This is a genomic window from Anabaena sp. PCC 7108, from assembly GCF_000332135.1.
Classification (GTDB): Bacteria; Cyanobacteriota; Cyanobacteriia; order Cyanobacteriales; family Nostocaceae; genus Anabaena.
In genome coordinates, this window is the sequence record NZ_KB235896.1 from 573,457 (window position 1) to 599,989 (window position 26,533).

The following is a 26,533-nucleotide window of genomic DNA, read 5'->3' on the forward strand; positions in this document are numbered from 1 at the left end:
AAAAAGAACCCCTCCCTAACCCTCCCCGCAAGCGATGAGGGAACCGGATTTTTGTGGTCTAGGGGGGGTCAAAATAATATGCAGCCTCACAAATAATTGGTATTACTGGAGTTCATAGTAGTTTAAATTTTGAATTAGTATCATGGCGTTTAAAATATACTTTAAAATTGGTGGGCGAGTCAAACTCAACCATGCGGAAGTTCTGCCTGTCACCCTTGCATTTTATAATCAGCAGGAGCAAATACAAGAACTAGTTTCGTTTCTATCTCCTCTGCCAAAAACTCTGGAAGATAAGTTTAAACAATGGCAGTATTATATTGGGCTTCAAGGTAATCGCAAGGTTGCTAGAAATCCGGGTAATTTTATTTCCGGGGGTGTTAATCTCACAGAACTGGCTAATTCGTTGAAAGTCGAATTAAACAAATGGTTAGGTAGTGATGGCTGGATTGATGAGAATGGAGAACCCGATCCGCGTGTTAGTCTGGTTTTAGCAAGATTCAGGGAGAAAATTACCCAGAAAGATGAAGTCCAGATTATTGTGCAGACAGAAGACAGACAATTGCGGGGACTTCCTTGGCAGGAGTGGGATACCTTGGCAGGTTACACTAGCAGAGGTGTAGAAGTTGCCATCAGTGCTACAAATTTCCAGCGACTAACTCAAAAGCAAACACCACAATTGAGAGCAACTGCACGCATACTTGTAGTGTTTGGTGATGAAAAGCTGGGTTTTGCTGAAGAAGAAGATTTTATCAAAAGTCTAAGACAGCATGGTGGAGAACCACATATCCTCAGACAACCAACACGGCAAGAATTAGAACAAAATTTAAAAGATCCCCAAGGGTGGCACATTTTCTTTTTTGCAGGACATAGTGAAAGCGATCGCAAGGGGCAGATTGGGTGGATTCAAATTAACCCAGCCGATGGTCAACAAGGAATTATTGAAATCAGTGAACTGAGAGAATTGCTGCAAAATGCCATCAACAAAAAGCTGCAATTAGCAATCTTCAATTCTTGTGATGGCTTGGGACTGGCAAACCAGCTAACTGAGTTATCACTACCTTACTGTATTGTGATGCGGGAAATGGTTGAGTCTTCCGTCGCCAGAGAATTATTGAAGCATTTTCTCGCATCTTTCGTTAAAGATCGCTCTTTATTTGCCTCAATGAATGTAGCCAGACAACAGCTACAAAAGAAATTTGAACCCGGTAAAAGTTGGCTACCTGTAATTGTTGCCAATCCTCTGGCTAAAGAACTTACCTGGAATCGGTTATTTTCCGAGAGGAGGTTATCTTGGCAGTGGGAAATGGTGTTGGGTATAGTTGCAATCGCTGTGATAGTTTGCCTACCTGTAGCGATATTCTGCGAATTTCAGGGTTGGGAAACCTTGAGTTTTTACACCCAACTTTACCCCCATTTGATAGTATATCCTTCTTTGTTTCTGTGGATGCCTCTGTTTGCAGCTTACAGAGCGCATTGTATGATTCGTGTTAAGACAGGTCCCTTGGTATTTTTGTCATTTTTAACTATTTTTCTGGTATTCTGCGGTCTGTTCTTTGAGGTTACAGGCGATCGCATGATGTTAATGGAGTTTAAATCCGATGCGACGACGACAATTTCCACACAGCAACTACCTCAACTCTATAAGAATTGGGGAACAACAGCAGCAGATATTAAAAGCATTCCCCCAGAAATTTTTAACACCACTCAAGCTTTTGATGTTGATGGAAATTTGATTCTGAAAAAATCAGAATTAGAACCAACCATCAAACGTATTCACAAAGATAATCATACGGGATTTCAAGGGCTTTTGCGGATGGCTACTGCCTATGATGTTTGGAAACAAAATCCTCAAGCCTTTTCTATCAGTCGGTGGTTTTACGCTTTGACTTTTTTTGCCATCGTTACTTGTGGTATTCAGATTCTGGCACTTGTAGCGACGATTTTGTTTGTCCCAGATTCCGTATTTAACAAGAATAAATACTTGAGTTATGTCATTATCTGTGAATTAGGTATTCTGCTGTGGGTGCCTTTTCAAAGCTACAGCATAGAGAATACCAAAAGCCTGTTATTTTCATACGAGTTGCGAGGGGATCTAGCTGGACTTAATGTTCTCCTTTACGCAATTATTGCCATCATAGCTTTGGCAACTATTAGCAGCATCTACAGAAGCGCCAGCAAAAAATATCAACCTATTTTATTGTCATTCTTGTTAGGTAGTTTAATCCTTGGGCTTCTAAGTAGCTGGTTTGGTGCTTCTCTCATTGATAACCTGTTTGGAATCAGTAGTACTAATCCTCTAACTCCTTGGTTTGCAAGTAGCATTTTCTTTGCTGCTTTATTTTTCTTCTTGTTAGTCCCGTTGATTGATCATAGCGTTGAAGACGAGTGAATATGGAAGGTAAATTAGTAAATAAAAAACAGCAGAAAGTAATTTTGATTGTTGGCTTGGCATATATTTTGCCTGTTTTCCTGATTTATGTAGGATTAGTTCCTTTCTCTTGGCGATTTTATCTCCTGATTTTGGCTGCTGTGGCTATTTTAGCAACCGCTCGACTGTACCGATTTTCTACTGTAGAACTGGGTATTACAAAACAAAATTTCGGAAGTTCTCTCAGTGCGATCGCTCTACCAACCTTGGCTTCTGCTTTGCTAATGTTGATTTACTATATGATGCAAGGAGCGCGTATTGATAACTCTGCATACAGATGGTCTTTCTATATTTTCTTTGTGGCTGTGTCTTCCCCTCTACAAGAGTTTTTATATCGCGGCTTTTTATTCGGTATTTTTTCCAGAGCTAAATTAGCGATTTGGTTACAGATTCTACTCTCGACATTACTTTATAGTCTCGTTCATCTCATCTATCAAGATATAACCACCCTGCTGTCTACATTAATCCTTGGTCTATTCTGGGGCTATGACTACGCCAAATATCGGAATTTATATAGTATCATCATCAGTCACTCGATACTGGGTGCGATCGCTATCCTCGTTGGACTAGTATAAACCTCAAGAAAAAATTTTTGCGTCCTTTGCAGCACCGAGGGATTCTCATACGTATCTATATTGTCAATGAGAAATCAAAAGAGCTAGTTGATGAAGCAAATGATGATTATTGCTGGAGGGATACTCTTTGCTATGGCAATGATATCTCTAATGTTCGGTGGTGCAGCTTTATCAAGCTTTGAAGCTAGATTGTCACCCCCTCAGGAAGCTGCCTCGTAACCTGTTACGTCGTCTAGCCATCTAAAGATTTACTTTATAAATGGTCTCTTAGACCGATTACAAAACATAGGAATACACAGTCATGAACTACCAGCGATTAGTTTGTCAAATTTCACTTGCTTGTTTTGCAGTTTTGGGGATGGAAGCTTTGCAGCCACAAGCAGCGATGGCTAAATGGTTTCGCTCCCTGTATGCTGGACAACATGATTGGGTGACATGGACTATTGATCCAGGGGAGTATGTTCTTGAGGCAAGTACTCTCTTAAATCTTGGCGATGTTGATATCGAGATTTATGACACTACGGGTCAGATGTTTGCAAGCGGTAAAAAGCTTGGGGGTGAAACCATTTTCTTTAGCGTTCCCCAGGGAACGGAAGGAGATTTCAAGATTAAGTACAGTATGCCTTTTTGTATCAATCCTGCGGGTGCATGTCCTGTAAATATCAATATAGACTCTTCCAGATAAAAAAATCTGTATAAGCAGGCATTTTATCAGCAGGGTTTGATGGCTATGATGCTTATACAGCAACCTCTTTAACTTCTTTGTAGCCCCCTCAAGTCTTCATAGAAAAGTCGCTGAGAAGCCCACATTCATCCGTTCGCGCCAGCGTGCCGCAAGGCATAGGGGAGTTTGTGGATACCTCACCTCAAGCCTTGCGAGATGTTCCATTTACTGCTAATAACTTCTGTAGCTTGTTGAACAGAAAGCGGTCGATAGAAAAAATATCCTTGCACATCATCGCAGTTAATTGACTTTAAAAACTCCAGTTCCTCTGGTTTTTCAACTCCTTCAGCAATTAGTGTTAAACCTAAACTGCGCCCCAAAGCAACTATAGCCGTAATGATATGGGCTACTTTGTTATTTGTATTATCTGTAGTTAATTCTTTAATAAATGATCTATCAATTTTTAAATTGTGGAGTGGTAAAACCTGTAAACGAGAAAGAGCCGAATGACCCGTACCAAAATCATCAATAGACAGGAGTAAGCCCATTTGCTCCAAATCTTTTAGCACAGTTCTAGCAAAGTTGAGATCCTCAATAGCAGTTGTTTCTGTAATCTCTAACTCTAAAAATCGTGCTTCAAGTCCCGTAGCTTCTAAAATCCAGGCTACTTTTTCCACTAGCTTAGGTTGGCGGAATTGCTTGGGAGAAAGATTAACTGCAATAGTTATGGGTGGGAAACCCGCGTCTTGCCAAATTTTATTTTGAATACAAGCTTTTTGGAGTACCCATTCGCCTAAAGGGATAATTAATCCACTGGCTTCAGCTAGGGGAATGAAGACATTGGGGGCGACAATTCCCATATCTGGATGATGCCAGCGCAACAGCGCCTCCATGCCAGTAATTTCTCCAGAGATGATGTTAACTCGTGGCTGGTAGTACAATAAAAATTCGTCTCGTTCTAAAGCATGGCGCAAACTCTTCTCTAAACTCAGAAGTTCGGGAACTTTGGCATTCAAAGATTCTTTATAGAATTGGTAATTATTTCTACCCTTATCTTTGGCATAATATAAAGCGGTATCGGCGTGCTGAATCAGGGTTTCAGCATCAGGACTCTGTTGATTTAGCAGTGCAATGCCGATGCTAGAACTGATATAAAGTTCATGTTCTTGCAGATAAAAAGCATTTTCTAAGGCTTTTAAAATGCTCAGTGCTATCTGAATGACTTCATCTGTTTCAATGATTTGGGGTAACAGGATAGTAAATTCATCTCCTCCCCAACGGGCAATAGTATCTCCTGGTCTGAGAGACGCTCTTAATCTTTGAGCTACACTTTGTAATAATTCGTCTCCAAGTGTGTGTCCCAAGGTATCATTAATCATCTTGAAGCGATCTAAATCCAAGAACATCACAGCTAAACTTTTTGGGCTGTGAACTGCTGTTTGGATAGCTTTAGCAAGTAGATCATTGAACTGTAAACGATTGGGCAAACCAGTCAATAGATCATGAAGGGCTTGATAGCGAATTTTTTCTTCCACTTGCTGACGCTGACGAGCGCCACTAATGATCGCTGCCATAGTCAAGAGACTAGATTCTTCATGCCTTGACCAACGCCGTGGGGAAGTACAGTCTGCTAACCCTAGGTATCCCCAAAAATCTTCCTCTAATCGTAAGGGTACAAGTAGGAAAGACTGAATGTTGTCTCGACGCAGAAATTCTTTTTCTGTCGTGGGAAATTCTTGGGTGAGTCCACTAATGGGCTGTCCCCCAGACAGAGTATTGTACCAGCGTCCTAATCCTGAAGTTTGATAAGATTGATTCTGCCAATGATGGTGAGATGTTTCCATCCCAGGTTGTATCCATTCAAATCGCAGACTTACAGCCATTTCCCCTGTAACTGGATGGCAATGGTTTTGGAAGAGGTAGATGCGATCGCCATTGGCAGCTTCTCCAAAAGTAGCGAGTGCCTTTTCTATAGCTATTTCATAGTTCATTTCTGCCAACAGATAATTGGCGGCTTCAGTCACTGCTTGAAGCAAGCGATCGCGTTGTTTTAGTTCTGCTTCGGCTTGTTTTTGTTCAGTAATTTCTCTAATAATAAAAGTTCTAATTAAATCACTTTCTGGTAAGTAATGAACAGATTGTTCAAAAATCTCTCCGTTGACTTCTATCTCTCGCACAAAAGAATTTCCCGTTTGATTTTTAACTGCACTAAGCAAGTTTGCCAAAATGGGATGGTGCTGACCGATTTCCCTAATTCTAGGAAACTTATTGGCCGCAGCCGGATTAAAATACGTTACCGTTCCCAATAAATCCATTTCGATAATTGGATTGGGAATCAGTTCTGGAAAAGAGGCCAGACGAGTTAAGGCCGCGTCACTAGCTCCCTCTACGCTGGTATCAGAGACAATTGTTTCAAAAGGATTAGCGGGATTTCCTTGACCAGACAGAAAAATAGACAGGTCTGATGCTGTATAAGATTCTATAAATGCTGCTTCCGACAGATTGGAAATAGCATAGTATTGTGCTTGAGCGTGAGGATTGCCAAAAGCAATTAAGTCTCCATTTTGGAGGTTATGAGAAAAACATTTAGTACCATTAATAAATAAGCCATTAGTGCTTCTTTTGCCTTTAAAGTTACCATCAATTATCCGAAAACCATATTGTTCAGTGTCAGGAATCAGAACCCGCAATAAAATTGCGTGCTGCCTTGATACAGACCGAGAACTGAGAACAATAGCATTTCTAACATCCCGTCCTAGAGAGTAGGTTGTCTCTAACAGAGGAATTGTTCGCTGTCCTTCCAGGTCTTGGATAACCAATAAGTGGCGTATTTTTTCCCGATCATTTCCTGGCATACCTCTTCCTTAAATTCTCATGTCTATTGAACTATCCTGCACAAATACGGATGTTATTAGTCTGGAATTAGTAGCTTTTTGATTGAGTCTGGGTTGCGGTGAAAATTCTGAAGTTTTTGTTTGAATTCAACAATAGTTTTCACAAAATGTATCTGTATGGTCACTTTAACTTAGTTTTTCTGGACTAGACACTGAGAATAAAATTAAACACTAAGAAAAAATTATGCTGTATTAACAGGTTGAGTTAATAGGATTAATAGCCTATGCCCAGTTTCAAGCTGATTGTATACAAATTAAACAGCTATGGCAGCTAAACCGATTGAAAGGAAAGTCTTTCTGTGTATAAGTTTTATTATCACTGTATGTCTTAACTCGCTTGGTAAGTGCCATATTTATGTATTTTTTGATATTTATTTACCATTACTCATTGATTCAGAAATTCTCTGCTTCAAAAACGACTGTATTGCCAATAAAAATATAATCTATTTTATCGCCATATTGTTTTATATGAGTCAAAATACAGCAGCAGTCAGCTAAGGAACAAGCTGTTCTACCCTCAAGTTAATATTTTTAAATCTATTTAATTAAGTCAAGACCTGTGTAATAGCGTTTATTGATGAAGATGCAATTTAGCCTTTGTTGTAGAGCCGAGAATCCCTACCCATGAAACGTTTCTACTAAATAAATTTGGCGTAGCTTTACCTCGTACAAGGACAGAAGTAAAGGTAAATTTTCTCTTTCCTCTTTTTCAAAATTCTGCAATTCGTCTATTTTGATACCAAAGGTTTCGACGCATCTTTTTACTTGGTCTTAAGAATCCCCTCGGCTTTAGCCAGAGGAGTGTCAAAAAAGTATAAAAATGCGTCGAATGCTCAATTATTCGTAAATCTTAGGACTTACGCAGGTGTCACACTAAAAATCTGTTGTAGGGTGCTTTACTACTGCATAAATCCTGCAAATAAACAGATTGTTGATATCTGACGCACCCTACCAATGTGCCAGTTGCGTAAGTCCTGAATCTGTGCAAAAAACTTGTAATTCTGCGGTCTTAAAGGGTTTGTTTTTGAGAATACGTCGCTAAACTCTGGATTTACTAGCCAGAAACGCGAGTTACCGAAGATTCACGTACATGAAGCCTGAGTAAACGTAACCAACGCATCCAAGTTTTAGCTGGTTGTTCAAAGAATGTGAAAATATCACCGAAACCTAAGTTGGTTTTTTGATGATGTAACCAGTGTTGTTCAGGAGTAGTTATGAATAGCAGCTGACAAACAAAAGCTACAGGTTGTGAAGTTTTCCAACCTAGGGATGTTATGTGTCTCCACCATACATGAAACTGACCAAACACTAAACCACAGATAACGCCAATGGGAGAAAAAGACCACAGAAAGACAGCTACCAGCAGGTATGGTAGAGCGCCCAAGATTCCGTCTAAAAGCACTTGGGGATTAAATGTTAGAATAGCGTAGTGGCGGAAGTCTTTTTTCCAGGAGTGGTGTGTTGTGAGGTGGAGGCTACCAAAAACATGCTCAGGGACGTGGTAAAAAAAAGTCGAAAGGAAATCGCCAAAAAACAGTAACAACCAAGTAACAGCGATAGCCTTAAGCATTTGTACTCCTTAAGTTGTATGGAAAAAGTTCACAGAGAAAAAATTCAAAATTTATAGCCAACAAGGTTATGAAGTAGTTCAGCATTTATGAATTACTACACCTAAAGGACTTTACTTGTTTTTGCTCAAAATCTATGTCGGTAGAGAAATAGCAGTTTGGTGAATTTATATTTCTTCATGACACTAAACACCAACTGTTGATGGACTACCATGTTGTTTTTCACAATGAGGGGACAAAAATTATACATCTACAGCCCGATAGATCAATTGTATTTGATTTTTCTCTGGTCACAATCTTCGTACTAAGACATACAGTATGAGCAAAGATTGAGTTAACATTGGTACAAATTTAGGTTAAGCTTTTCCACATTCATCTAGTAAAAACTATAGCTATGCTGAGAAAAGTGTTGAGAGAGCTTAAATCTGAAGGTAAGTAAATTTTATTGTGAATATTTAAGGAGTATTTATATTAATAAATTCTGTTTTATCTACTCTTTTGTGATCAATAAGTTTTGGTTAAAAAATCTGCTATAAGGTAATATCAAGATGCCTAAATGGAAACTATTAACAGAATTCACCTTTGATAGCGCTCACTACATAAAAGACTACAATGGTCCCTGTGGGAGAATGCATGGACATACTTATAAAGTAAAAATCGAAGTGCAATCATCAAAGTTGCATTCTTCCGAATACTGTCCACATCCAGTCATGGTTGCTGATTTCAAAAGCTTACGTTGGGCTAAAAAAGATGTAACGCAAGGAGGATTAGATCATTGTGTGCTGAATGAAGTTTTACCTCCTGAATATGAAACAACTGCTGAGATGATTGCTAAATATATTTATGATGAAACCAAAAAGCGATTACCAGCAGATGTAAAACTCAAGGTAGCAATATCAGAAACTGCTAATTCTTGGGCAGAATATGAGGATGATTAAATAATTCTTAATTCGTACCTGATAAAGCTCAAACGCAACTATTTTTTTGTGGTATTCCGTGTTTCAATTATTGAGGTAATAATTAACAGCTATGGGATATGTCACAGAAAGCAGCTGCTTTAAAGTTTGTGATTTTGCTTGGTTTTGTGAGCCTCTGTGCCGATGCCACCTATGAAGGAGCGCGTAGTATTACAGGGGCTTATTTAGAAGTTTTGGGAGCTAACGGCACTGTAGTCGGTCTAGTAGCTGGCTTTGGTGAACTAATTGGTTATGGCTTCCGTTTAGTTATTGGTTATCTTAGTGACAAAACAGGTAAATACTGGGGAATTACAACTTTAGGCTACATTTTAAATACCGCCGTTGTACCATTTTTAGCCTTAGCTGGGAGATGGGAAATAGCCGCAAGTTTGATGATGGCTGAACGCACAGGTAAGGCGGTACGTACTCCCCCAAGAGATGCCCTACTTTCCCATGGTGTGAGCCAAATTGGTAGCGGTTTTGGCTTTGGTTTGCATGAAGCAATGGATCAAACTGGTGCAGTAATGGGGCCTTTGGCTGTAGCGGCAATGGTTTATTTTCAAGGAGAATATCGCCATGCGTTTACAATTTTAATTGTACCTGCGGTATTGGGATTAATTGTATTATTAATTTTACAGTTTTTATATCCAAATCCCAGTGATTTTGAAGTAGAAACAGTGGCAAATGCAGAAGAAAAACTGCCACGTATATTTTGGATTTATCTGGGTGCGGTGGCAATTATTGCAGCTGGATATGCAGATTTTCCCCTGATTGCTTTCCATTTTCAAAAAGGAGAAATTGCTTCTGGACAAACAATTCCTTTATTTTATGCTTGGGCTATGGGAGTTGATGCTGTAGCAGCATTAATATTTGGATATTTCTTTGACCGGATTGGCATTTCTATGCTGATAATTGCAGCTAGTATTTCATCTTTGTTTGCACCTTTGGTATTTTTTGGAGATGCACGTTTTGCTCTTTTAGGAATGGCATTTTGGGGTATTGGTATGGGGGCGCAAGAATCAATTCTGAAAGCCGCCATAGCTGGGATGGTTCCTAAAAATAAACGGGCTACAGCTTACGGCATTTTTAGTACAGGCTATGGTTTATCTTGGTTTTTAGGTAGTGCTTTAATGGGGATTTTGTATGATTATTCCATTACTTTTTTAGTTGTTTTTTCTTCACTAACTCAACTTCTGGCAATTCCTTTCTTTGTTTGGGTGAAATTGCAAGCTGATAACTCTTCTATCTCCGCAGCAGATATTCAAGCAAGTGACTAAATTTGAATTTTCTAAACTTTTACTAACGCCAATCATCCAAAGCAAAAACATCGGCACGGTTATATCCTGATTCACTCGGTCTATGCATGGCTACGCCGATGATTTCACTACAAAAACCACGGGAAAGCATTTGCAAATAAGCTGCTTCTCGACTGGTATTTACTCCCGCAACTAAGCGGGACATTCCTTCCGATAAAGTTAAACTTTCACACAAGTCTAACAACTGGTCAAAATGTTTTTGTGCATTATTTCCTAAAAGCACAGCCCCAAATTTTACAAAGCAATTATTACTACCCGCTTCTGTCCCAGCGCCAATATGACAAACTGCAAATCCGACCAAACCTGAATCATGCCATAAAAAAATTGTATCACCTAGATTTTGTGTGTGAACTGTTTGTATTTGCTGGGAAACATCTAAACCTGAATAGATATAATCAGTGAGTTTAATACTAGCTTGAAGACTTTCGGCACGTTCAGTTTCACTCATTTGGGAATATCTGCTATTTTGAGGTAACGGTGAAGCTTGTTCTACTGATTTGCTAAGAATTGTTGTTAGAAACCGCAAACGAAAACCAAATTTTTGATACAGTGCATGATGTTTAGGACTTTGAGCAAAAGTATGTATTCCGGCTAATTGAGTATTCCATTGAGTAAAGCAAGAAATTGCAGGTTCAATTAAACGTTGGGCTATTCCTTGGTTCCAAAAGTCAGGATGAACACTTAATGGACCAAAAGAAGCAAAACTTCCCCAATTAGTCACTAAGTTAATACCAATTAATTTGCCATCAAATTCAGCCGCAAAAGCTGACTGGTTATTAGTTTTCCAACGATGAGATATGTAAGTTTTATCTCCTGCAAAATCCGTGGGGTTAGATAATCCGATAAAATTACCAAACGCTAATCTAAATATGTGATCAGCAGCGACTAATTCGTTTTCTTGTAATAAACGAATAGAAATATTCATGTTCAACTCCTCCACATCTTAAAATCTTAAAAATCTTGATTTTGATATTAACTCAACCGTTGTTTTAACCACAAAGCTAATAAAGGTAAAGCTAACCGATAACCCTGTTCAGCATTGTAAATTAAACCTTTATTTTGCAAACCAGTTAACGCACCTTGTAAACTTCCACCTCTAGAAAGTCCATGTTTTTGAATATATTCTTTACTTTGTGGTTTGTCTGTAGGGTCAACAGCTAAACATTCTAAAAGATGTATTTGACTGGCTGGAAGTAACATCAATAAAGATTCATAGGTCATAGATAAATCTTTAAGCATTCCTTCAACTACCTGCTGTACTTGTTGTTCCGTAATTAAGCCTTGAACATACTCCAAAGTTGATAGTCTGCGGATTAATGCCATCGCATCACCAATATTTCCCTGAACTGCATCTAAAAATATTTGTAATGCTTGAGAATGAGGATCAAATTTGAGTTTTTCTGTGTGTAAAATTTCTCTTGCCCACAATGCTAAAATGTCCTTAGATAAAGGAACTAACTGGATTGTTTCTATGGGATAGCTATGATCATCTGTATGGTGGTTTGTCTCGCCAATTGTAGCTAATAAAACATAACTAACATGAGGATGGGCTTTGACTTCTTGCCTAAAAGTTGATTCCCATAAACTATGACGATCCCAAGAACGAATATGCGGGAAACTCTGCAAAATTAAAACTACTCGCCGATCTAAATCAGCGGACATCATTTGCAACAATTCTAACAAGATTATAAATGCTTGCCATAATTGTTTTTGATTGAGGGAATGTAATAATTTAAGTTTACTTTCAGCATGAAAAATAAAAAACTCACTTGCAGTTTGGTTAACCCAAGTTTCAATTTTTTTTGCTTCCCAGTTTTGGCTAATTGCTTCTGTGAGTAATTGTATAAATCTTTCCCCATCTATAGCCCGGATACAGTCTATATCTAAGACAACAGCACCAACTTCTTGTGCTGCAACTCTAACTAAAGTCCGTCTTCCACTTCCAGCTACTCCAGTAATCAGCAAATCACCATCCTGGGCAAGTATTTCGATAATGCGCTGAAATTCTAGGGAACGTCCAATTAATTCTAAAGAAGTAGATAAATCCAAGTTCACAGCTTTCTCATCTCTGGTTATAGTTCGCACTGCTAGGGAAAACATAAATCATTAGGTGTAACTATGATTATCATCAGAAAAAATTAGTGCTTTTTTAAAAATAGCACTAAAGATTCGTGCTAATAATAATTTAGCACTTTATACAAAACAAATTAAAATCACGGTTACACCAACCAGGTTCATCCCCGTGGACTACCCGGATAAAAGCCGTGTTGCTATCTACTTGTGTAGTTGCGGTTTTTAATCGTCCTTTCTGCTAAACCCTTACTTAATAGGCAATTCCCGTGTTAGAAGCGTGCGTATTAGCAACAATATTGTTTGGTTTTTTCGGTATCATCCTCAAAAAAAATCTGGTGATGAAGATTGTCTCAATGGATGTGATGAGTACGGGTGTAATTGCCTTTTATGTACTAATTGCATCACGAGAAGGCTTATTCACTCCCATTATTTCAGAAGTAAAAAATGTTGCTTACGCCGATCCTGTTCCCCAAGCGGTGATTTTAACAGCGATAGTCATTGGGTTTTCAATTCAAGCTTTAATGCTAGTCGGTGTGATGAAATTAGCACAGGATAATCCCACATTAGAAAGTAACGAAATCGAGAAAAATAACACACCATGAATAGTATTACCATTGCTTGGGTTGCTATCCCATTTTTTCTAGGGTTCATCATTTTTTTAGTCCCCAAACTTAACCGACATCTAGCACTTTGGGGGGCGATTGCTTCTGCGGCTTATGGCGTACAACTATTTTTAGAACCATCACCTATAAAACTAAATTTACTCGATAATTTTGGTGTTACTTTAATAGCTGATCAGTTAAGCGCCTATTTTATTTTAACTAATGCTTTGGTTACGGCTGCGGTAATTATTTACTGTTGGTGCAGCGATAAAACAGCTTTTTTCTATGCCCAAACTATTATTGTTCATGGTAGTTTAAATGCTGCTTTTATCTGTGCAGATTTTATTAGTTTATATGTAGCGTTAGAAGTCAGCGGGATTGCAGCTTTTTTATTAATTGCTTATCCCCGCAGTGATCGCTCAATTTGGGTAGGTTTACGCTATCTATTTGTTAGCAACACTGCGATGTTATTTTATCTGGTTGGTGCAGTATTGGTTTATCAAACCCATCATTCTTTTAGTTTTGTTGGTTTAAAAGATTCACCACCGGAAGCATTAGCATTAATTTTTCTAGGATTATTAATTAAAGCCGGGGTTTTTGTATCCGGTTTATGGCTACCTTTAACACATTCTGAATCAGAAACACCTGTTTCCGCTTTGCTTTCAGGTATTGTTGTCAAAGCTAGTATTTTACCTTTATTACGTTGTGCTGGCATTTCTGAAGAAATTGATAATATAGTCAGAATTTTTGGTGTAGGAACAGCTTTCATGGGTGTATCTTATGCTGTTTTAGAAAAAGATACAAAACGGATGTTGGCTTTTCATACCATTTCCCAGTTAGGCTTTATTTTAGCTGCACCAGCGGTAGGTGGTTTTTATGCTATGACTCATGGACTGGTAAAATCTTCTTTATTTTTGCTTGCGGGTTCTTTACCAAGTCGCAATTTTAAAGAACTCCAATATAAACCAATTAATACTAATATTTGGATTGCGTTAGTTATAGCTAGTTTATCAATTTCTGGTTTTCCTTTATTGTCAGGTTTTGGGGCAAAGGTTTTAACTATAAAAAGTCTGTTACCTTGGCAATCTATCCTCATGAATATTGTGCCTATAGGTACAGCAATATCCTTTGCTAAATTTATCTTTTTACCTCATAAAAAAGACGGGGAACAAAAAGTAAAACCTGGTTTTTGGTTGGCAATAATATTATTGATTACTGTTTTAGTAGTAGCCAACTTTGTCTATTTACAAGCTTATAGCATTATCAATATTAGTAAAGCCCTAATTGTAATTGCCATTGGTTGGTTAGCATATCATTTCATTTTTAAACGATTAGCAATATATTTACCTCGTGTACTTGAAGAATTTGAGCATTTAATTGGTGTGATGAGTCTAACTTTAATCCTACTATTTTGGATGGCATTAGCATGATTGGACATTTAATATTAAGATTATCAATTTGGTTTTTACTCACCTCTGATCTGAGTTTAATCAATATCATTATTGGGGTAATTATCGCTTTAGTTTTACCCAGGGGTTATACATCACGGGCAAAATTAACAGAATGGTTAAAGGTTCTCATTCAAGTAATGATTGCCATTCCTGTAGCGTTTAAGGAAGCATTTGAAATTATTTTATATCCCCATAATCGAGAAGAAATTATTAGGGAAAAAGTCAAACATAAACATTCTTCACTGTTGGTTTTCATGGATATATTTCTGATTACATTTACACCGAAAACCATAGTTATCAATCATAATGAAGAAGGATTTTATGAAGTTCATAAAATTAATCCAGAAGGTAAATAATTATGAATCTAGAAATTGTTTTACTAGCTATGATTGCGGCTTTGTTAATTCCTATTTATGAAGCATGGAAAACTGATAATACTTGGCAGCTAATGTTAGCTTTAGGTAGTATTTCCAGCAAGGTATCCATCATAATTTTAGTCATTTCTGTTTTGCGAGATGATTGGATGATTGGAGTAGTATCAGTGATTATTTTGAGTGTAGGAAATGCCGGATTTATGTTATTAGCTCATATTTTGAGAAGGTTAAATGAAGCATGATTAATATCATTAGTTATACCTTGATAGGTATAGGTATTTTTTTCTGGTTTTGGGGAACTTTTCATCTAGTTAGTGACAGATCAGTATTATTTAAATTACATGGTCTTTCTGTTGCTGATACTCTGGGTTCAATGCTGATTATTGTCGGACTTTTATTGAAAATTCCCAGTGAATGGCCATTACTAATTTTAGGTATTATCTCCTTAGCAATGTGGAATACTATGCTGGGTTATGTAATTGCATATTGTTCAACTCAAGAGGCGAAAAATGAATGATTCATATCTTTATATAATTATTGCCTTGTTACCCTTAACTGCGGGAATGTTAGTAACTCAAGTTAACCCCTATCATGCTTTAGTAATTCGTGGGGTATTGGGTGGAGTAGCTGTAATGGTAGATGCCGTTTTAGGTGCAGCAGATGTGGCTTTAACAGAGGCATTAATGGGAACCATGCTATCAATTACCCTTTATGCGGTAGCGGTACGTTCATCTTTAGTTTTACGTCTTGGTGTGATTGAAGATCAGTTAATAGAAACAAATCAAGATTCTAATTTTCAAGAACTTATCAACGATTTTCGGAGCATTTTTAGTAAACATTATATGCGGTTAGAACTTATACCTTACAACAGTAATCAATGTTTACGAAATGCTTTGATTGACAAAGAAGTTCATGCTACCTGTGCGCCATTAGCAGCAAGTAAAGAATTTGCAGAAACCTATCAAACTGAAATTAGAGTACAACGCATCTATAACATTATCGAAAGTGAAATCTCTTCACCAAATACAGTTTTAAAATATTTCAATATTTTAGATACAGGAGGTCAACATTAATGAAATTTGTTTACATTTTAGCTGGCATAGCTTTGTTTGTGAAAATGTTAATTATGCCTAATGCCGAACCGAATTTATCAGATATTACTATTGTGGAAACAGTAGTTAAAGAAAGTGGTGTTATCAATGCGGTATCAGGGATTATTTTTAGAAATCGTCTTTATGATACTATTTTTGAAGTAATTGTATTTTCGATTGCCATTCTCGGTTGTAATTTTTTACTTGCTAATGAAAGACCATCCTGTACGATCTATCAATTTAAAGATCAATCATCCATTATTTTGGCTCGTTTGGGGGCGACAATTGCGGCTTTAGTGGGTATAGAATTAGCAATTAGAGGACATTTAAGTCCTGGAGGTGGTTTTGCTGCTGGTGTGGCAGGTGGAACAGCAATTGGATTAATAGCAATTACTTCTTCATATCAGTGGATGCAAGATATTTATCAACGTTATCATGCTGCTACTTGGGAGAAGGTTTCAGTTTTGATTTTCATTGTTTTATCTGTGATAACTTTGTCAGGATTAGAGTTACCACATGGTGAATTGGGAATGCTTTTTAGTGGTGGGGTTTTGCCGATTTTAAATATTCTTGTTGCTGTGAAGGTGGCGTTGGGTTCTTGGGCGGTACTTTTGATTTTTATTCGTTATCGAGGTTTGTTGTAGTTTTGAGTTGGTAAATTATAGCTGTCTAGTAGCTATATAGTGATAGTAATCATATTTGATTTGGACTAAAGCTGCGTGTCACACCAAAAATCTGTTGTAGGGTGCGTCAGATATCAAGTATCTGTTTATTTGCAGGATTTATGCAGTCTGACGCACCCTACCAATGTGCCAGTTGCGTAAGTCCTGTTGATTTCTACAAGAATCTATAGTGATCCGATTTGATTCATGAATTTTTGATGGAGGCAGGGAACAGGGAACAGGGAACAGGGAACAGGAAAGAAGGATTTTAGTATGTAAGGTCTACTACTTCTTCTAATATACAAGGGTGTGTTAGACGTAAGCCGTAACGCACCAAAGGTTTCGAGGAAGGTACGTTAAGCTTCGCTCTAAGCGTAGCTATGCAAGGGCTTTACACACCCTACGTGTATCTCTAAGTAGGTAAACAGAAAAATTTAAAGGTATGTGAAGAAAAGTAAATAGGGGTGAAACCCTCTTTCCCCCTGCTAGAAAGCCCCCTGCTCCCTGCCTTACCCCAACGACAATTTTTAACGCCCACCTGACTTGAAAATAAGACCCCACCCCTAACCCCTCCCCGCTGTTTCGTGGAGGGGAATAAGAAGTTTTTTTTCATGTGTTCTGGTGTACGCAGTTCATGATGGCTACTTAGCAGCAAAAAATTTCTTGTTTGAAGATTTCGCTTTCTGGTGGCGAGAATTGTTACGATAATTTCAGATTAGTTTTTGAAACCTTGATCCAATCTGAAACCCTAGAACTACTAGAATGGCAACGCCTTTGCCAGCACCTTTCCACCTTTGCGGCCACTAAGTTAGGGGCAACAGTTGCGCGTAACTTGCCAATCCCGGAAACCCAGACAGAAAGCCAAAAGTTGTTAGCTCAAACCAAAGAAGTATATCAACTGGAAAGTCACCTTTCCCCAGGATTATCTTTTGAGGGAATTCAAGATATTGGCGATTCCCTAGAACGTGCCGAATTGCAAGGAATTTTGTCTGGAGAGGAATTGTTAGCGATCGCTACCACCCTGGCTGGTACGAGAAATTTACGGCGTGTAATTGATAACCAAGAAAATTTACCAATTCTGACTGATTTAGTCTCCGAATTAAGGACTTATCCAGAATTAGAACAGGAAATTCATCGCTGTATTGATGAACGCGCTCAAGTCACTGATCGTGCTAGTCAAAAAATGGGGGAAATTCGCATTGATTTGCGGCGGATACGCAGTCAAATTACCCAAAAACTGCAAAACATCATTCAAGCCAAATCGGGGGCAGTTCAAGAACAACTGATTACTCAAAGAAGTGATCGCTTTGTGATCCCCGTCAAAGCACCGCAAAAAGACGCAATTCCCGGTATTGTTCATGACACTTCCACCAGTGGCGCGACTTTATATATCGAACCTCACAGCGTCGTCCCTATGGGGAACCAACTGCGCCAAACCATCAGAAAAGAACAAACAGAAGCAGAAGCAATTCGCCGTAATTTAACCGAACAAGTTGCCGCAGTTAAACTAGATTTAGAAAGGTTATTAGCGATCGTCACAACCTTAGATTTGGCAACAGCTAAATCTCGTTACAGTTTCTGGATAGGTGCTAATCCTCCTCGCTTCATTAATCGGGAAGAACAAGAAATTATCACCTTGCGACAACTGCGTCACCCGTTGTTAGTTTGGCAACAGCAACATGAACAAGGAAACCCAGTGGTTCCCGTGGATTTACTCATCAGTCCCAATATTCGGGTAGTGACAATTACTGGACCGAATACTGGTGGGAAAACAGTAACTTTAAAAACTCTCGGATTAGCTGCATTAATGGCCAAGGTGGGTTTATTTGTCCCCGCCCGCGAACCAGTGGAAATGCCTTGGTTTGACAAAGTTTTAGCTGATATTGGTGATGAACAATCTTTACAACAAAGTTTATCCACATTCTCAGGACATATTCGCCGTATTAGTCGGATTTTAAATGCTTTGGGGAGTCAGGAGTCAGGAGGGGCGAACGGCCGTTCGCCCGTACAGGAGTCAGGAGAAAGGAGAAAGGAAGAGGAAGAGGAAGGAATAAAACTACCAATTACCAATTACCCATTACCAATCACCAATCACCAATCCCTCGTTTTACTGGATGAAGTTGGTGCTGGTACAGATCCGGCGGAGGGGAGTGCATTAGCGATCGCACTTTTGCAATATCTCGCCAATCATGCCCAACTCACAATTGCTACCACCCACTTCGGTGAACTCAAAGCCCTAAAATATGAAGATGAGCGATTTGAGAACGCTTCCGTAGAATTTGACGAAAGTACTCTCTCACCAACTTATCGGTTGTTGTGGGGCATTCCAGGACGCTCTAACGCCTTAACTATTGCCTTGCGCTTAGGACTAAAACCGGAAGTGGTAGCAGAGGCTAAAACCCAAGTGGGAGAAGCCAGCGATGAAGTGAATCAGGTGATTGCGGGTTTAGAAGCCCAACGTCGTCGTCAAGAAACTAAAGCTGCTGAAGCCCAAGAATTATTACGACAAGCCGAAAAGCTATATAAAGAAGTTTCTCAAAAAGCCACCGCTTTAGAAGAAAGAGAAAAAGATTTACGTGCTTCTCAGGAAGTAGCCGTCCAACAAGCAATTACCCAAGCAAAAGGAGAAATTGCCCAAGTAATTCGCCGTTTGCAAAAAGGCACACCCACAGCCCAAGATGCCCAGCAAGCAACCAGCGCGTTAAATCAAATTGGACAGAAATACGAACCAGCACCACCACCAAAACCTAAACCGAGGTTTATGCCCAAAATAGGGGACAGGGTGCGAATACCCAAATTAGGACAAACCGCAGAAGTAATCACCCCCCCTAATCCAGATGGTGAGTTAAGTGTCCGCTTTGGAATCATGAAAATGACGGTGCAGTTGTCAGATGTAGAATCTTTAGACGGGCAAAAACCAGAACCCATCGTTAAAGCCAAACCAGCCCCAGCTGTAGTCACCCCACAACCAGCAGCAGTCCCAGCCATTCGTACTTCCAAAAATACAGTAGATTTGCGCGGAAAACGGGTAGCTGATGGCGAATATATTTTAGACAAAGCTATTTCTGAAGCTGATGGTCCTCTCTGGATTATTCACGGACACGGTACTGGTAAGCTCAAGCAAGGAGTTCACTCTTTTCTAAAACAGCACTCCAGAGTTAGCCACTATGAACCAGCAGAGCAGGCCGATGGCGGTAGTGGTGTCACTATTGCTCATATAAAGTGCTGAGTGGTGAGTGGTGAGTGCTGAGTGGTGAGTTCTGAGTAACGAGTGCTGAGTTTTGAGTAACGAGTGCTGAGTGCTGAGTGCTGAGTTCTGAGTGCTGAGTGCTGAGTTCTGAGTTTTGAGTTCTGAGTGCTGAGTTCTGAGTTTTGAGTACCAATCACCCATTACCAATCACCCATTACCAATCACCCATTACCAATCACCCATTACCAATCCTCATTAACTTCTCATATTGGGAAAAGAAATTTTCATTTAGAGTAAAACAAAGAAAACCGCTGTTTACTAAACTGATTCAAAGCTAACTATGGGAAACCAACTTTCAGGCTTGAGAGTCTGTTTCAAAATAGGTAACAGCAACAGCCTCTATTCGCCTGATCACCTATGCTAAAAGTTATGCACTTGGTCGCCAATTCAGCCACAACAAACTCCCAGTGGGAGGATTTAAACCACTTTCCAGCCGCCAACTCAGTTGAATGGGATAACATCAAAACTCAGTTAGACTTAGTGCTGTTATCTTTAGAAACCTTAACTGGCATTGGTTCTGAGGCTATGCTTTCGGCGGCAATTAATCTAAATTTAGAGTCAAAAGTTCCAGATCGTGTAGCTTTATGGCGATTGCGTCAGTCGAATCCCTTACGCAAAGGTCAAGGAGGTCGAAAAAACTTGGATGTAGAAGAAGCGCGATCGCTAGTTCTAATTAGCTGCTACCTCGCTAAACAACACCAGGAATTAATTCGCCGTGCTGTTGGTCTATTAGAACAAATAGCTACAAACAACCAGAAACCTCATCAGACCGCTTTACTGGGAGATTATATCGATACTTTCTGTAACACCTATCAAGAACGGATGGAAGAGAACGAAAAAATCTCTACGGATGCGCTGACCAACTTAGCATTAAAACTGCTAGTAGATTTACTTTTTTATAGCGCTCCTAGTGGACACCGCCGACTGTGGTTGTCACTTATAGACCGTTCTACAAAAACAAAACAATTTTAGATTTTAAAATACTAAGTCCAACTAAGTCCAAAATCCAAAATTTCTCTTTGTCCCCATTGCAATTTTTGCTATGCCTCGCTTAAATTCTGTTATTCGTCGCTACACGCCTCCTACTTGCACACTAGAAATCAGGGCGCAACGCTCACCTTTATCTCGCTGGATGGGTCAAGCTGTTCTCAAACAAATAGGTTTTGAACTCCACTTTGATGATCCAGGACTATCAGGAGAACGCAAAGTGCCAATTCAGGGCGATCATGATCAACTAGAAGTTTTGTGTAATGTAGTCACAACCTACGTTCAACAACTGCTACAAAAATCAGCAGATAACTTTTGTTTGAGTTTCTTAGAACCGCAAAATTCTAATACAACATCTGACCAGCCAGAATTAAACGATGTTCCCCCCTCTCCGTCGTCACCCAAAACCATTAACTCATCTAGCATGGGGATTTTGGAAGCAACAATTTACCTAGAATCTAGTAGCAATTTAACTCATAAACTATTTCTTGGTTCTCTTGCTAACTCAACATCTGGCCCCGTAATTCAACTCACTCTATTGCAACTATTTGATTTAGCCACAGCTTTAGATGAATACTCGGCTGATGTCATAGCACTACCAAATCTGAATAGTGAGAATTCTTTTCCCAGTTTAGTTTTACCGACTTGGACACCTGTAGCCGCAATGTTGGTAATAGCTGTGGGTTTCACTCCCCTAACCTGGCAATATGCTAACAGCATCAGGCAAAAGCAACAGCAAACCGCTGAAACAACGACTTCAACAACACAAAAAGTAGCTATTGAGCCTTCACCCGCTCTTAACTCAACTTCCCCTCAACCAGAACTAGTTTCCCCTGGAAATTTGTCTTCTCCTCCTAGTGGTACTGCTGCATTACAAATACCCAATGCAGATTCTATTCCTCCACTTCCTAATTCCATTGTTGACCCCACTCCTCTCTCTTTCCCCAATTCAACTATCCCGTCCACAGCTAAAACATTACCGAAAAATGCTGTGACGAGTGAGCAAAAAACAAAACCAGCCCTTTCCAGCAATCTCCAGACATTACCAACAACTCCCAATTTTGAAGAAAACTCTACAGGCGTGATTAACCAAAGTGGAATTACTCTCCCCACCCGTGAGATTTTGACTACTAAAAATAGTAGTATTTCCAAAATCCCTCAGTCTCTGGCTTCTATGCCCAAAGAGACTCAAAGTCAAACTTCTCCCCAAATATCTTCTCAACTAGACTCACAGCCACTAGATAGAATTAATTCCCCTGATAGCAATTCTTCTGTCTCCAGTGATGCTAATGTAGTGGCAAAATTGCGAAATGCAACTAAAACCTCTTCATCTACAGAAGCATCCTCTAACACGACTTTATTTGATATCCCTCAAGTGGCAGAAGCCAGAGAATTTCTACAAAAAACTTGGCAGCCACCTAGTGGATTTTCACAAACACTAGAGTATAGTTTGATGTTGGGTGTTGATGGCTCTATTGAACGGATTTTGCCATTGAATCGAGCAGCTAGAGAATACGTTAACACCACTGGTATTCCAGAAATTGGTAAAGCTTTTGTCTCTACTAATAAATCTGGGCAAAATATCAGACTGCGAGTAGTCCTCAGTCCCGATGGTAAGGTGCAAACTTTTCCAGAAACACCATGAGATGGCGACTTGGGGAGACGCGGAGATGGGGAGATGGGGAGATGGGGAGATGGGGAGACGCGGGGATGCGGAGATGGGGAGATGGGGAGACGCGGGGACGCGGAGATGGGGAGATGGGGAGATGGGGAGACGCGGGGAAAATTAAGAATTTCCTGTTCCCTGTTCCCTGTTCCCTGTTCCCTGTTCCCTGTTCCCTGTTCCCTGTTCCCTGTTCCCTGTTCCCTGTTCCCTGTTCCCTGTTCCCTGTTCCCTGTTCCCTGTTCCCTGTTCCCTGTTTACAAATTCTATAATTTTTATGCCACTTGCCAAACTGGTACAAAATTTTCAGCAGCATTTGCTGAATTTGAGGAATTTTTAACTTCAGTTATTAAGTACAGTTGCGGAACTGGTCAGTTACTATTACCACTCTTTTGACCACTTCATAAAATAGTGCTTATAGTACTTAGTTAGAGGAGGGGGATATGCAAACATTTGGACAGCAAAAAGACAGCAATGCTTGGATTATTCAAACCTGGGCAGCTTTTATTATGTCTATTTCTATGACAGGTTTTGGTATTGTCAATTTACCTGTGGATAATTGGGTAAAAGGCTTTATGAGTATGGGTTTAGTTTTTTCTGTAGGTTCAACTTTCACCTTGGCAAAAACTACTAGAGACTTGCATGAATCCAGAAGGTTAACTTCTAGAATTGATGAGGCTAAAGTTGAGAAGTTGCTTTCACAACATGATCCTCTCACTCTTAAATGAGGGCAGGTATAGCAATTTTAAATTCGAGGATGTGTAGGGTGTGTTAACGACAGCGTAACGCACCCTAAAAATTTGCTTAGTTTTTTAAACTTATTTTTATAATTTGGTGCAGCAAATTAGTAGTAAAATTAATTACTAAATATTTTTACTACAGCAAATTTGTATAAAAAAAAATGGCAATTCTTAACATTAAGCAGATTTGGCAAAAAATAACAGACACTGGAGAGAAAATTGAATTAGGTACAGATATTACTACAGCCGCTGCGGGGTTAGTCATAGCATTGGGTGTAGTTCCTACTGCTATTGCTACTGCTCCTGTGACAACAGTAACAATAGCTAGTATCCCATTGATTGGACTGGGAGGAAAATGGTTACAGTCAATATCAAATAACAGAAAGAGCAAGTTAGAAGAATGGGTAGCTCTTGCTGTTCCTATTGCTTATATTAGCAGTTTTGATAATTTAGTGAGAAAGAATTATTGGTTAGAGGAAAAATTTAATAACGCTGCATCAGGTGTAGAGATACAACAAGAAATTACTGAATTAGGAAAGCTGGAATTAGATGCAGAACTAGCAAAACTGGCATTAACTGATTTTACAGAATCGCATTTAGGCTTAATTTTAAAACGGCAGTTATCTAATTATTTAGAAAAAGCTGGAATTGATAAATACACAGCAGAAATTATTACAGGTTGGGTAGGTTGGGGAACTCTAAATTGTATCGCAGAACTAATCAGCCAAGAAATCAAAAGTAAATCAAGTTTGTCTGAGATTTTAAACCAGAATCTTATTGCAGCACAAGAAAAAATCAAAAATACTAAATATAGTAAAATTAACTTTTATCTCCAGGATCAGATTTCACCTAATTCTATTAATCATGAAATTAAGGAACGTTGGCAAATCTTAGGTGAAAAAGACTTGACTATTCCCGATCTTTATGTGCCTCTGCAAGCTGAATTGCTAGATAGTAACGGGAAAGTGATAGAAAATGTCAATCCTAAACAAAGTCCAGTGATTTTAGAAAAATGGGCTAAGGATTTATTAATTAATCCTGATTCTCAGCAACAAAAGCAGGTGATGTTTATCCAAGGGGGACCAGGTAGAGGTAAAAGTGTGTTTTGTCGGGTATTTGCGGAATGGATACACCAAAACTTACATCCTATTTGGACACCGATTTTAATTAGATTACGAGATATTAGCACTTTTGAAAACGATATTAAACATACTCTCCGTACAGCCGTGAATGCAGATTTTGCTGAGGGTGATGATCGTTGGTTAACAGATGCTAATACTCGATTTTTATTTTTGTTGGATGGTTTTGATGAGCTAAGAATGCAGAGAAGTTCTACCACAGGTATAGAAGCATTTCTTAAACAAATTGGTGATTTACAACAAAGTTGTCATAGTAATTCCCAAATGGGACATCGATTTTTAATTACGGGGAGAGAATCAGCTTTACAAGGAATTGAAAGATTTATTCCCCACAATTTAGCCAGGGTAGAAATATCTTTGATGAAAGAAATATTTCAAAAAAGATGGTTACGGAAGTGGAAACAGAAATTTGGTGAAGATAAATCTCTAGCTTTTGGGAATTTTCTGAAATCTGATAGCTGTCCCGAACAGGTAAAAACCTTAGCACAAGAACCATTATTACTATATCTGTTAGCAGCAATGCACCGAGATGGAGAAATAACAGATTCAATGTTTACTGGAATTAGTAGTAATCAAGCCAAAATCACGATTTATCAAAAAACCGTAGATTGGGTATTAACAAAACAGCGTCCTCAAGAATTGAATGAGGAAATTACTGCATTAAAAACAGAAGCCTTAAAAAGAGTTTTAGCTGAAGTTGGGTTATGTGTTATTCAAACAGGAGGAGAATATACTTTAATTAAACATATCTATGAACGATTAAGATGTGATGACGATGCAAAAGAAATCCTCAAAGATGCAGCACAAAAAAAATTAGATGATCATCCATTAAGAAATGCTTTAACGGCGTTTTATATAAAGCCTGCTCCTAGTGAAGTAAAAGGAGGCGCAGTAGAATTTGTTCATAAAAGTTTTAGTGAATTTTTATTTGCTCAACGTTTACAAAATAGTTGTAATCTATGGATTGAAAAGGTAAAAAAGAATCAAGTATGGCGGTTTGATGTTAGTAAAAGCCAACTAGAAAAAGAAATTTATGACTTATTCGGTTATGGCGGACTTACATGGGAAATTGTTCAGTATTTAATAGGGTTAATTCTACCTGATAGCGGTCAGCAATTGACATCAGAAGAGTTGCTAAGATTATTTACTAGGTTGCGAGATTTTTATTATGACTGGTGTGCGGGTAAGTTCATCAATGCTTACAGAAATAACTTAATTGATGAAGAATATCAAGAAAATTTGCCCCAAAATAAAATGGTGCAGTTGCACAAATATGGTGTAACAATAGGATTTCGAGAAGTTGATATTTATACTGGGCTAAATGTTTTAATTATTTTATTTAAGTTACATGATTATGCTCGCAATAAAGATGAGTTAAAAGACAAAATCTCATTTCATCCCTGTCAGAATTTAGATAGATTTGACAATGAGTTACTAAATCGCATCATTAGCTATAGCAACACAATTAAGATTGGTGATTTTGTTAATATAGTAAGTCAACATCTCTGTGGCGCAGACCTCAGTGGCGCAGACCTCAGTGGCGCAAACCTTAGTGGCGCAGACCTCAATCGCGCAAATCTCAGTGCCGCAAATCTCAGTGACACAAAGCTCAATCGTGCAAATCTCAGTGCCGCAAATCTCAGTGACACAAAGCTCAATCGTGCAAATCTCAATCGCGCAAATCTCAATCGCGCAGACCTCAGTGATGCAAACCTCAGTGGCACAAAGCTCAATCGTGCAAATCTCAGTGACGCAGACCTCAGTGACGCAAATCTCAGTGGCGCAGACCTCAGTGACGCAGACCTCATAAGAGCAAATCTTAGTGACGCAGACCTCAGTGGTACGAATCTCAGTGACGCAGACCTCCGTCGCGCAAATCTCAGTGACGCAGACCTCCGTCGCGCAAACCTCATAGGCGCAAAACTCATAAACGCAAACCTCATAAGCGCAAACCTCATAAGCGCGAAAAACCTACTTCCAGACCAAGTGAAATTAGCTAAAGGCTGGAAAAAAGCAATTTATGATGATGATTTTCGTCTTGAGTTGGGTTTAAAATCTGTTGACTAAATGCAAAAAGGCTGGTCATAGCACCAGCCTCCT

The 26,533-nt window shown here is 38.9% G+C and carries 20 protein-coding genes and 3 pseudogenes; 18 read left to right on the top strand and 5 right to left on the bottom strand.

Features of this window, described 5'->3' with window-relative positions; genetic code table 11:
* Nucleotides 1-142: 142 nt before the first annotated feature.
* The 3 genes from ANA7108_RS0103305 (at nt 143) to ANA7108_RS0103320 (ending at nt 3,688) form a co-directional block, all read left to right on the top strand.
* Entirely contained in the window at nt 143-2,389 is a 2,247-nt protein-coding gene (locus ANA7108_RS0103305; RefSeq protein WP_016949341.1) for a CHAT domain-containing protein, read from the top strand.
* 2 nt (nt 2,390-2,391) lie between these two features.
* Nucleotides 2,392-3,003 (top strand): CPBP family intramembrane glutamic endopeptidase, encoded by a 612-nt coding sequence (locus ANA7108_RS0103310; RefSeq protein ID WP_016949342.1) that lies wholly within the window; start codon nt 2,392-2,394, stop codon nt 3,001-3,003.
* Between the two features lie 301 nt (nt 3,004-3,304).
* On the top strand, nt 3,305-3,688 hold the full coding sequence (locus ANA7108_RS0103320; protein WP_144052342.1) for a hypothetical protein: 384 nt from the start codon (nt 3,305-3,307) through the stop codon (nt 3,686-3,688).
* Between the two features lie 176 nt (nt 3,689-3,864).
* Here ANA7108_RS0103320 and ANA7108_RS0103325 read toward each other — a convergent pair whose 3' ends face one another.
* Together ANA7108_RS0103325 and ANA7108_RS0103330 are read right to left on the bottom strand one after the other, a co-directional pair.
* Nucleotides 3,865-6,522 carry an EAL domain-containing protein gene (locus ANA7108_RS0103325; RefSeq protein ID WP_016949345.1) on the bottom strand — a complete coding sequence of 886 codons (2,658 nt, stop codon included), beginning with the start codon at nt 6,520-6,522 and terminating at the stop codon, nt 3,865-3,867.
* Nucleotides 6,523-7,615: 1,093 nt separating this feature from the next.
* On the bottom strand, nt 7,616-8,131 hold the full coding sequence (locus ANA7108_RS0103330) for a sterol desaturase family protein (protein WP_016949346.1): 516 nt from the start codon (nt 8,129-8,131) through the stop codon (nt 7,616-7,618).
* A 546-nt stretch (nt 8,132-8,677) separates the two neighbouring features.
* Here ANA7108_RS0103330 and ANA7108_RS0103335 point away from each other — a divergent pair.
* Both ANA7108_RS0103335 and ANA7108_RS0103340 read left to right on the top strand, forming a co-directional pair.
* Nucleotides 8,678-9,067, top strand: coding sequence for a 6-carboxytetrahydropterin synthase (locus ANA7108_RS0103335; protein ID WP_016949347.1), 390 nt, complete (start codon nt 8,678-8,680; stop codon nt 9,065-9,067).
* 98 nt (nt 9,068-9,165) lie between these two features.
* Nucleotides 9,166-10,362: an MFS transporter gene (locus tag ANA7108_RS0103340; RefSeq protein WP_016949348.1), complete on the top strand. Its 1,197-nt coding sequence runs from the start codon at nt 9,166-9,168 to the stop codon at nt 10,360-10,362.
* A gap of 22 nt (nt 10,363-10,384) precedes the next feature.
* On the opposite strand, the gene ANA7108_RS0103345 is transcribed toward ANA7108_RS0103340, so the two are convergent.
* Together ANA7108_RS0103345 and ANA7108_RS0103350 are read right to left on the bottom strand one after the other, a co-directional pair.
* Nucleotides 10,385-11,326, bottom strand: coding sequence for a GNAT family N-acetyltransferase (locus ANA7108_RS0103345; RefSeq protein ID WP_016949349.1), 942 nt, complete (start codon nt 11,324-11,326; stop codon nt 10,385-10,387).
* A 47-nt stretch (nt 11,327-11,373) separates the two neighbouring features.
* Nucleotides 11,374-12,501 (bottom strand): ATP-binding protein, encoded by a 1,128-nt coding sequence (locus tag ANA7108_RS0103350; protein WP_016949350.1) that lies wholly within the window; start codon nt 12,499-12,501, stop codon nt 11,374-11,376.
* Between the two features lie 239 nt (nt 12,502-12,740).
* On the opposite strand from ANA7108_RS0103350, the gene ANA7108_RS0103355 reads away from it, so the two are divergent.
* The 12 genes and pseudogenes from ANA7108_RS0103355 to ANA7108_RS31330 all read left to right on the top strand — a co-directional run.
* Nucleotides 12,741-13,076 carry a cation:proton antiporter subunit C gene (locus ANA7108_RS0103355; RefSeq protein WP_026103963.1) on the top strand — a complete coding sequence of 112 codons (336 nt, stop codon included), beginning with the start codon at nt 12,741-12,743 and terminating at the stop codon, nt 13,074-13,076.
* Entirely contained in the window at nt 13,073-14,506 is a 1,434-nt protein-coding gene (locus tag ANA7108_RS0103360; RefSeq protein WP_016949352.1) for a cation:proton antiporter, read from the top strand. Before ANA7108_RS0103355 ends, ANA7108_RS0103360 begins: the two co-directional genes overlap by 4 nt.
* A complete protein-coding gene (locus ANA7108_RS0103365; protein ID WP_016949353.1) occupies nt 14,503-14,883 on the top strand; it encodes a cation:proton antiporter in 381 nt (126 codons plus the stop codon). Before ANA7108_RS0103360 ends, ANA7108_RS0103365 begins: the two co-directional genes overlap by 4 nt.
* Nucleotides 14,884-14,885: 2 nt before the next feature.
* Complete coding sequence (locus ANA7108_RS0103370) at nt 14,886-15,143, top strand: hypothetical protein (protein ID WP_016949354.1); 258 nt, start codon at nt 14,886-14,888, stop codon at nt 15,141-15,143.
* On the top strand, nt 15,140-15,418 hold the full coding sequence (locus ANA7108_RS0103375) for a monovalent cation/H(+) antiporter subunit G (protein WP_016949355.1): 279 nt from the start codon (nt 15,140-15,142) through the stop codon (nt 15,416-15,418). Before ANA7108_RS0103370 ends, ANA7108_RS0103375 begins: the two co-directional genes overlap by 4 nt.
* Nucleotides 15,411-15,974 (top strand): DUF4040 domain-containing protein, encoded by a 564-nt coding sequence (locus ANA7108_RS0103380; RefSeq protein ID WP_016949356.1) that lies wholly within the window; start codon nt 15,411-15,413, stop codon nt 15,972-15,974. Before ANA7108_RS0103375 ends, ANA7108_RS0103380 begins: the two co-directional genes overlap by 8 nt.
* On the top strand, nt 15,974-16,636 hold the full coding sequence (locus tag ANA7108_RS0103385; RefSeq protein WP_016949357.1) for a Na(+)/H(+) antiporter subunit B: 663 nt from the start codon (nt 15,974-15,976) through the stop codon (nt 16,634-16,636). Before ANA7108_RS0103380 ends, ANA7108_RS0103385 begins: the two co-directional genes overlap by 1 nt.
* 748 nt (nt 16,637-17,384) lie before the next feature.
* Entirely contained in the window at nt 17,385-19,883 is a 2,499-nt protein-coding gene (locus tag ANA7108_RS0103390; protein WP_026103964.1) for an endonuclease MutS2, read from the top strand.
* A 378-nt stretch (nt 19,884-20,261) separates the two neighbouring features.
* A complete protein-coding gene (locus tag ANA7108_RS0103395; RefSeq protein WP_026103965.1) occupies nt 20,262-20,876 on the top strand; it encodes a DUF3038 domain-containing protein in 615 nt (204 codons plus the stop codon).
* 70 nt (nt 20,877-20,946) lie between these two features.
* The gene (locus ANA7108_RS0103400; RefSeq protein ID WP_016949360.1) at nt 20,947-22,536 is read left to right on the top strand and encodes a DUF4335 domain-containing protein; all 1,590 of its coding nucleotides are present in this window, start codon (nt 20,947-20,949) and stop codon (nt 22,534-22,536) included.
* Between the two features lie 461 nt (nt 22,537-22,997).
* On the top strand, nt 22,998-23,282 hold the full coding sequence (locus tag ANA7108_RS0103415) for a YiaA/YiaB family inner membrane protein (protein ID WP_016949363.1): 285 nt from the start codon (nt 22,998-23,000) through the stop codon (nt 23,280-23,282).
* Nucleotides 23,283-24,358: 1,076 nt separating this feature from the next.
* Nucleotides 24,359-26,164, top strand: a pseudogene (locus ANA7108_RS31330) (NACHT domain-containing NTPase); the annotation flags it as partial.
* On the opposite strand, the pseudogene ANA7108_RS31335 reads toward ANA7108_RS31330, so the two are convergent.
* Nucleotides 26,149-26,211: pseudogene (locus tag ANA7108_RS31335) on the bottom strand (hypothetical protein); the annotation flags it as partial. The pseudogenes ANA7108_RS31330 and ANA7108_RS31335 sit on opposite strands and share 16 nt — an antisense overlap.
* Between ANA7108_RS31335 and ANA7108_RS31340 the strand changes: the two are divergent.
* Nucleotides 26,183-26,500: pseudogene (locus ANA7108_RS31340) on the top strand (pentapeptide repeat-containing protein); the annotation flags it as partial. The pseudogenes ANA7108_RS31335 and ANA7108_RS31340 overlap by 29 nt on opposite strands.
* Nucleotides 26,501-26,533: the final 33 nt, after the last annotated feature.

Coding starts and splice junctions, on each gene's coding strand:
- ANA7108_RS0103310 (WP_016949342.1), top strand. CDS start 2,392: ATGGAAGGTAAATTAGTAAATAAAAAACAGCAGAAAGTAATTTTGATT.
- ANA7108_RS0103385 (WP_016949357.1), top strand. CDS start 15,974: ATGAAATTTGTTTACATTTTAGCTGGCATAGCTTTGTTTGTGAAAATG.
- ANA7108_RS0103325 (WP_016949345.1), bottom strand. CDS start 6,522: ATGCCAGGAAATGATCGGGAAAAAATACGCCACTTATTGGTTATCCAA.
- ANA7108_RS0103305 (WP_016949341.1), top strand. CDS start 143: ATGGCGTTTAAAATATACTTTAAAATTGGTGGGCGAGTCAAACTCAAC.
- ANA7108_RS0103335 (WP_016949347.1), top strand. CDS start 8,678: ATGCCTAAATGGAAACTATTAACAGAATTCACCTTTGATAGCGCTCAC.
- ANA7108_RS0103365 (WP_016949353.1), top strand. CDS start 14,503: ATGATTGGACATTTAATATTAAGATTATCAATTTGGTTTTTACTCACC.
- ANA7108_RS0103375 (WP_016949355.1), top strand. CDS start 15,140: ATGATTAATATCATTAGTTATACCTTGATAGGTATAGGTATTTTTTTC.
- ANA7108_RS0103345 (WP_016949349.1), bottom strand. CDS start 11,326: ATGAATATTTCTATTCGTTTATTACAAGAAAACGAATTAGTCGCTGCT.
- ANA7108_RS0103415 (WP_016949363.1), top strand. CDS start 22,998: ATGCAAACATTTGGACAGCAAAAAGACAGCAATGCTTGGATTATTCAA.
- ANA7108_RS0103320 (WP_144052342.1), top strand. CDS start 3,305: ATGAACTACCAGCGATTAGTTTGTCAAATTTCACTTGCTTGTTTTGCA.
- ANA7108_RS0103395 (WP_026103965.1), top strand. CDS start 20,262: ATGCTAAAAGTTATGCACTTGGTCGCCAATTCAGCCACAACAAACTCC.
- ANA7108_RS0103380 (WP_016949356.1), top strand. CDS start 15,411: ATGAATGATTCATATCTTTATATAATTATTGCCTTGTTACCCTTAACT.
- ANA7108_RS0103340 (WP_016949348.1), top strand. CDS start 9,166: ATGTCACAGAAAGCAGCTGCTTTAAAGTTTGTGATTTTGCTTGGTTTT.
- ANA7108_RS0103370 (WP_016949354.1), top strand. CDS start 14,886: ATGAATCTAGAAATTGTTTTACTAGCTATGATTGCGGCTTTGTTAATT.
- ANA7108_RS0103400 (WP_016949360.1), top strand. CDS start 20,947: ATGCCTCGCTTAAATTCTGTTATTCGTCGCTACACGCCTCCTACTTGC.
- ANA7108_RS0103330 (WP_016949346.1), bottom strand. CDS start 8,131: ATGCTTAAGGCTATCGCTGTTACTTGGTTGTTACTGTTTTTTGGCGAT.
- ANA7108_RS0103360 (WP_016949352.1), top strand. CDS start 13,073: ATGAATAGTATTACCATTGCTTGGGTTGCTATCCCATTTTTTCTAGGG.
- ANA7108_RS0103350 (WP_016949350.1), bottom strand. CDS start 12,501: ATGTTTTCCCTAGCAGTGCGAACTATAACCAGAGATGAGAAAGCTGTG.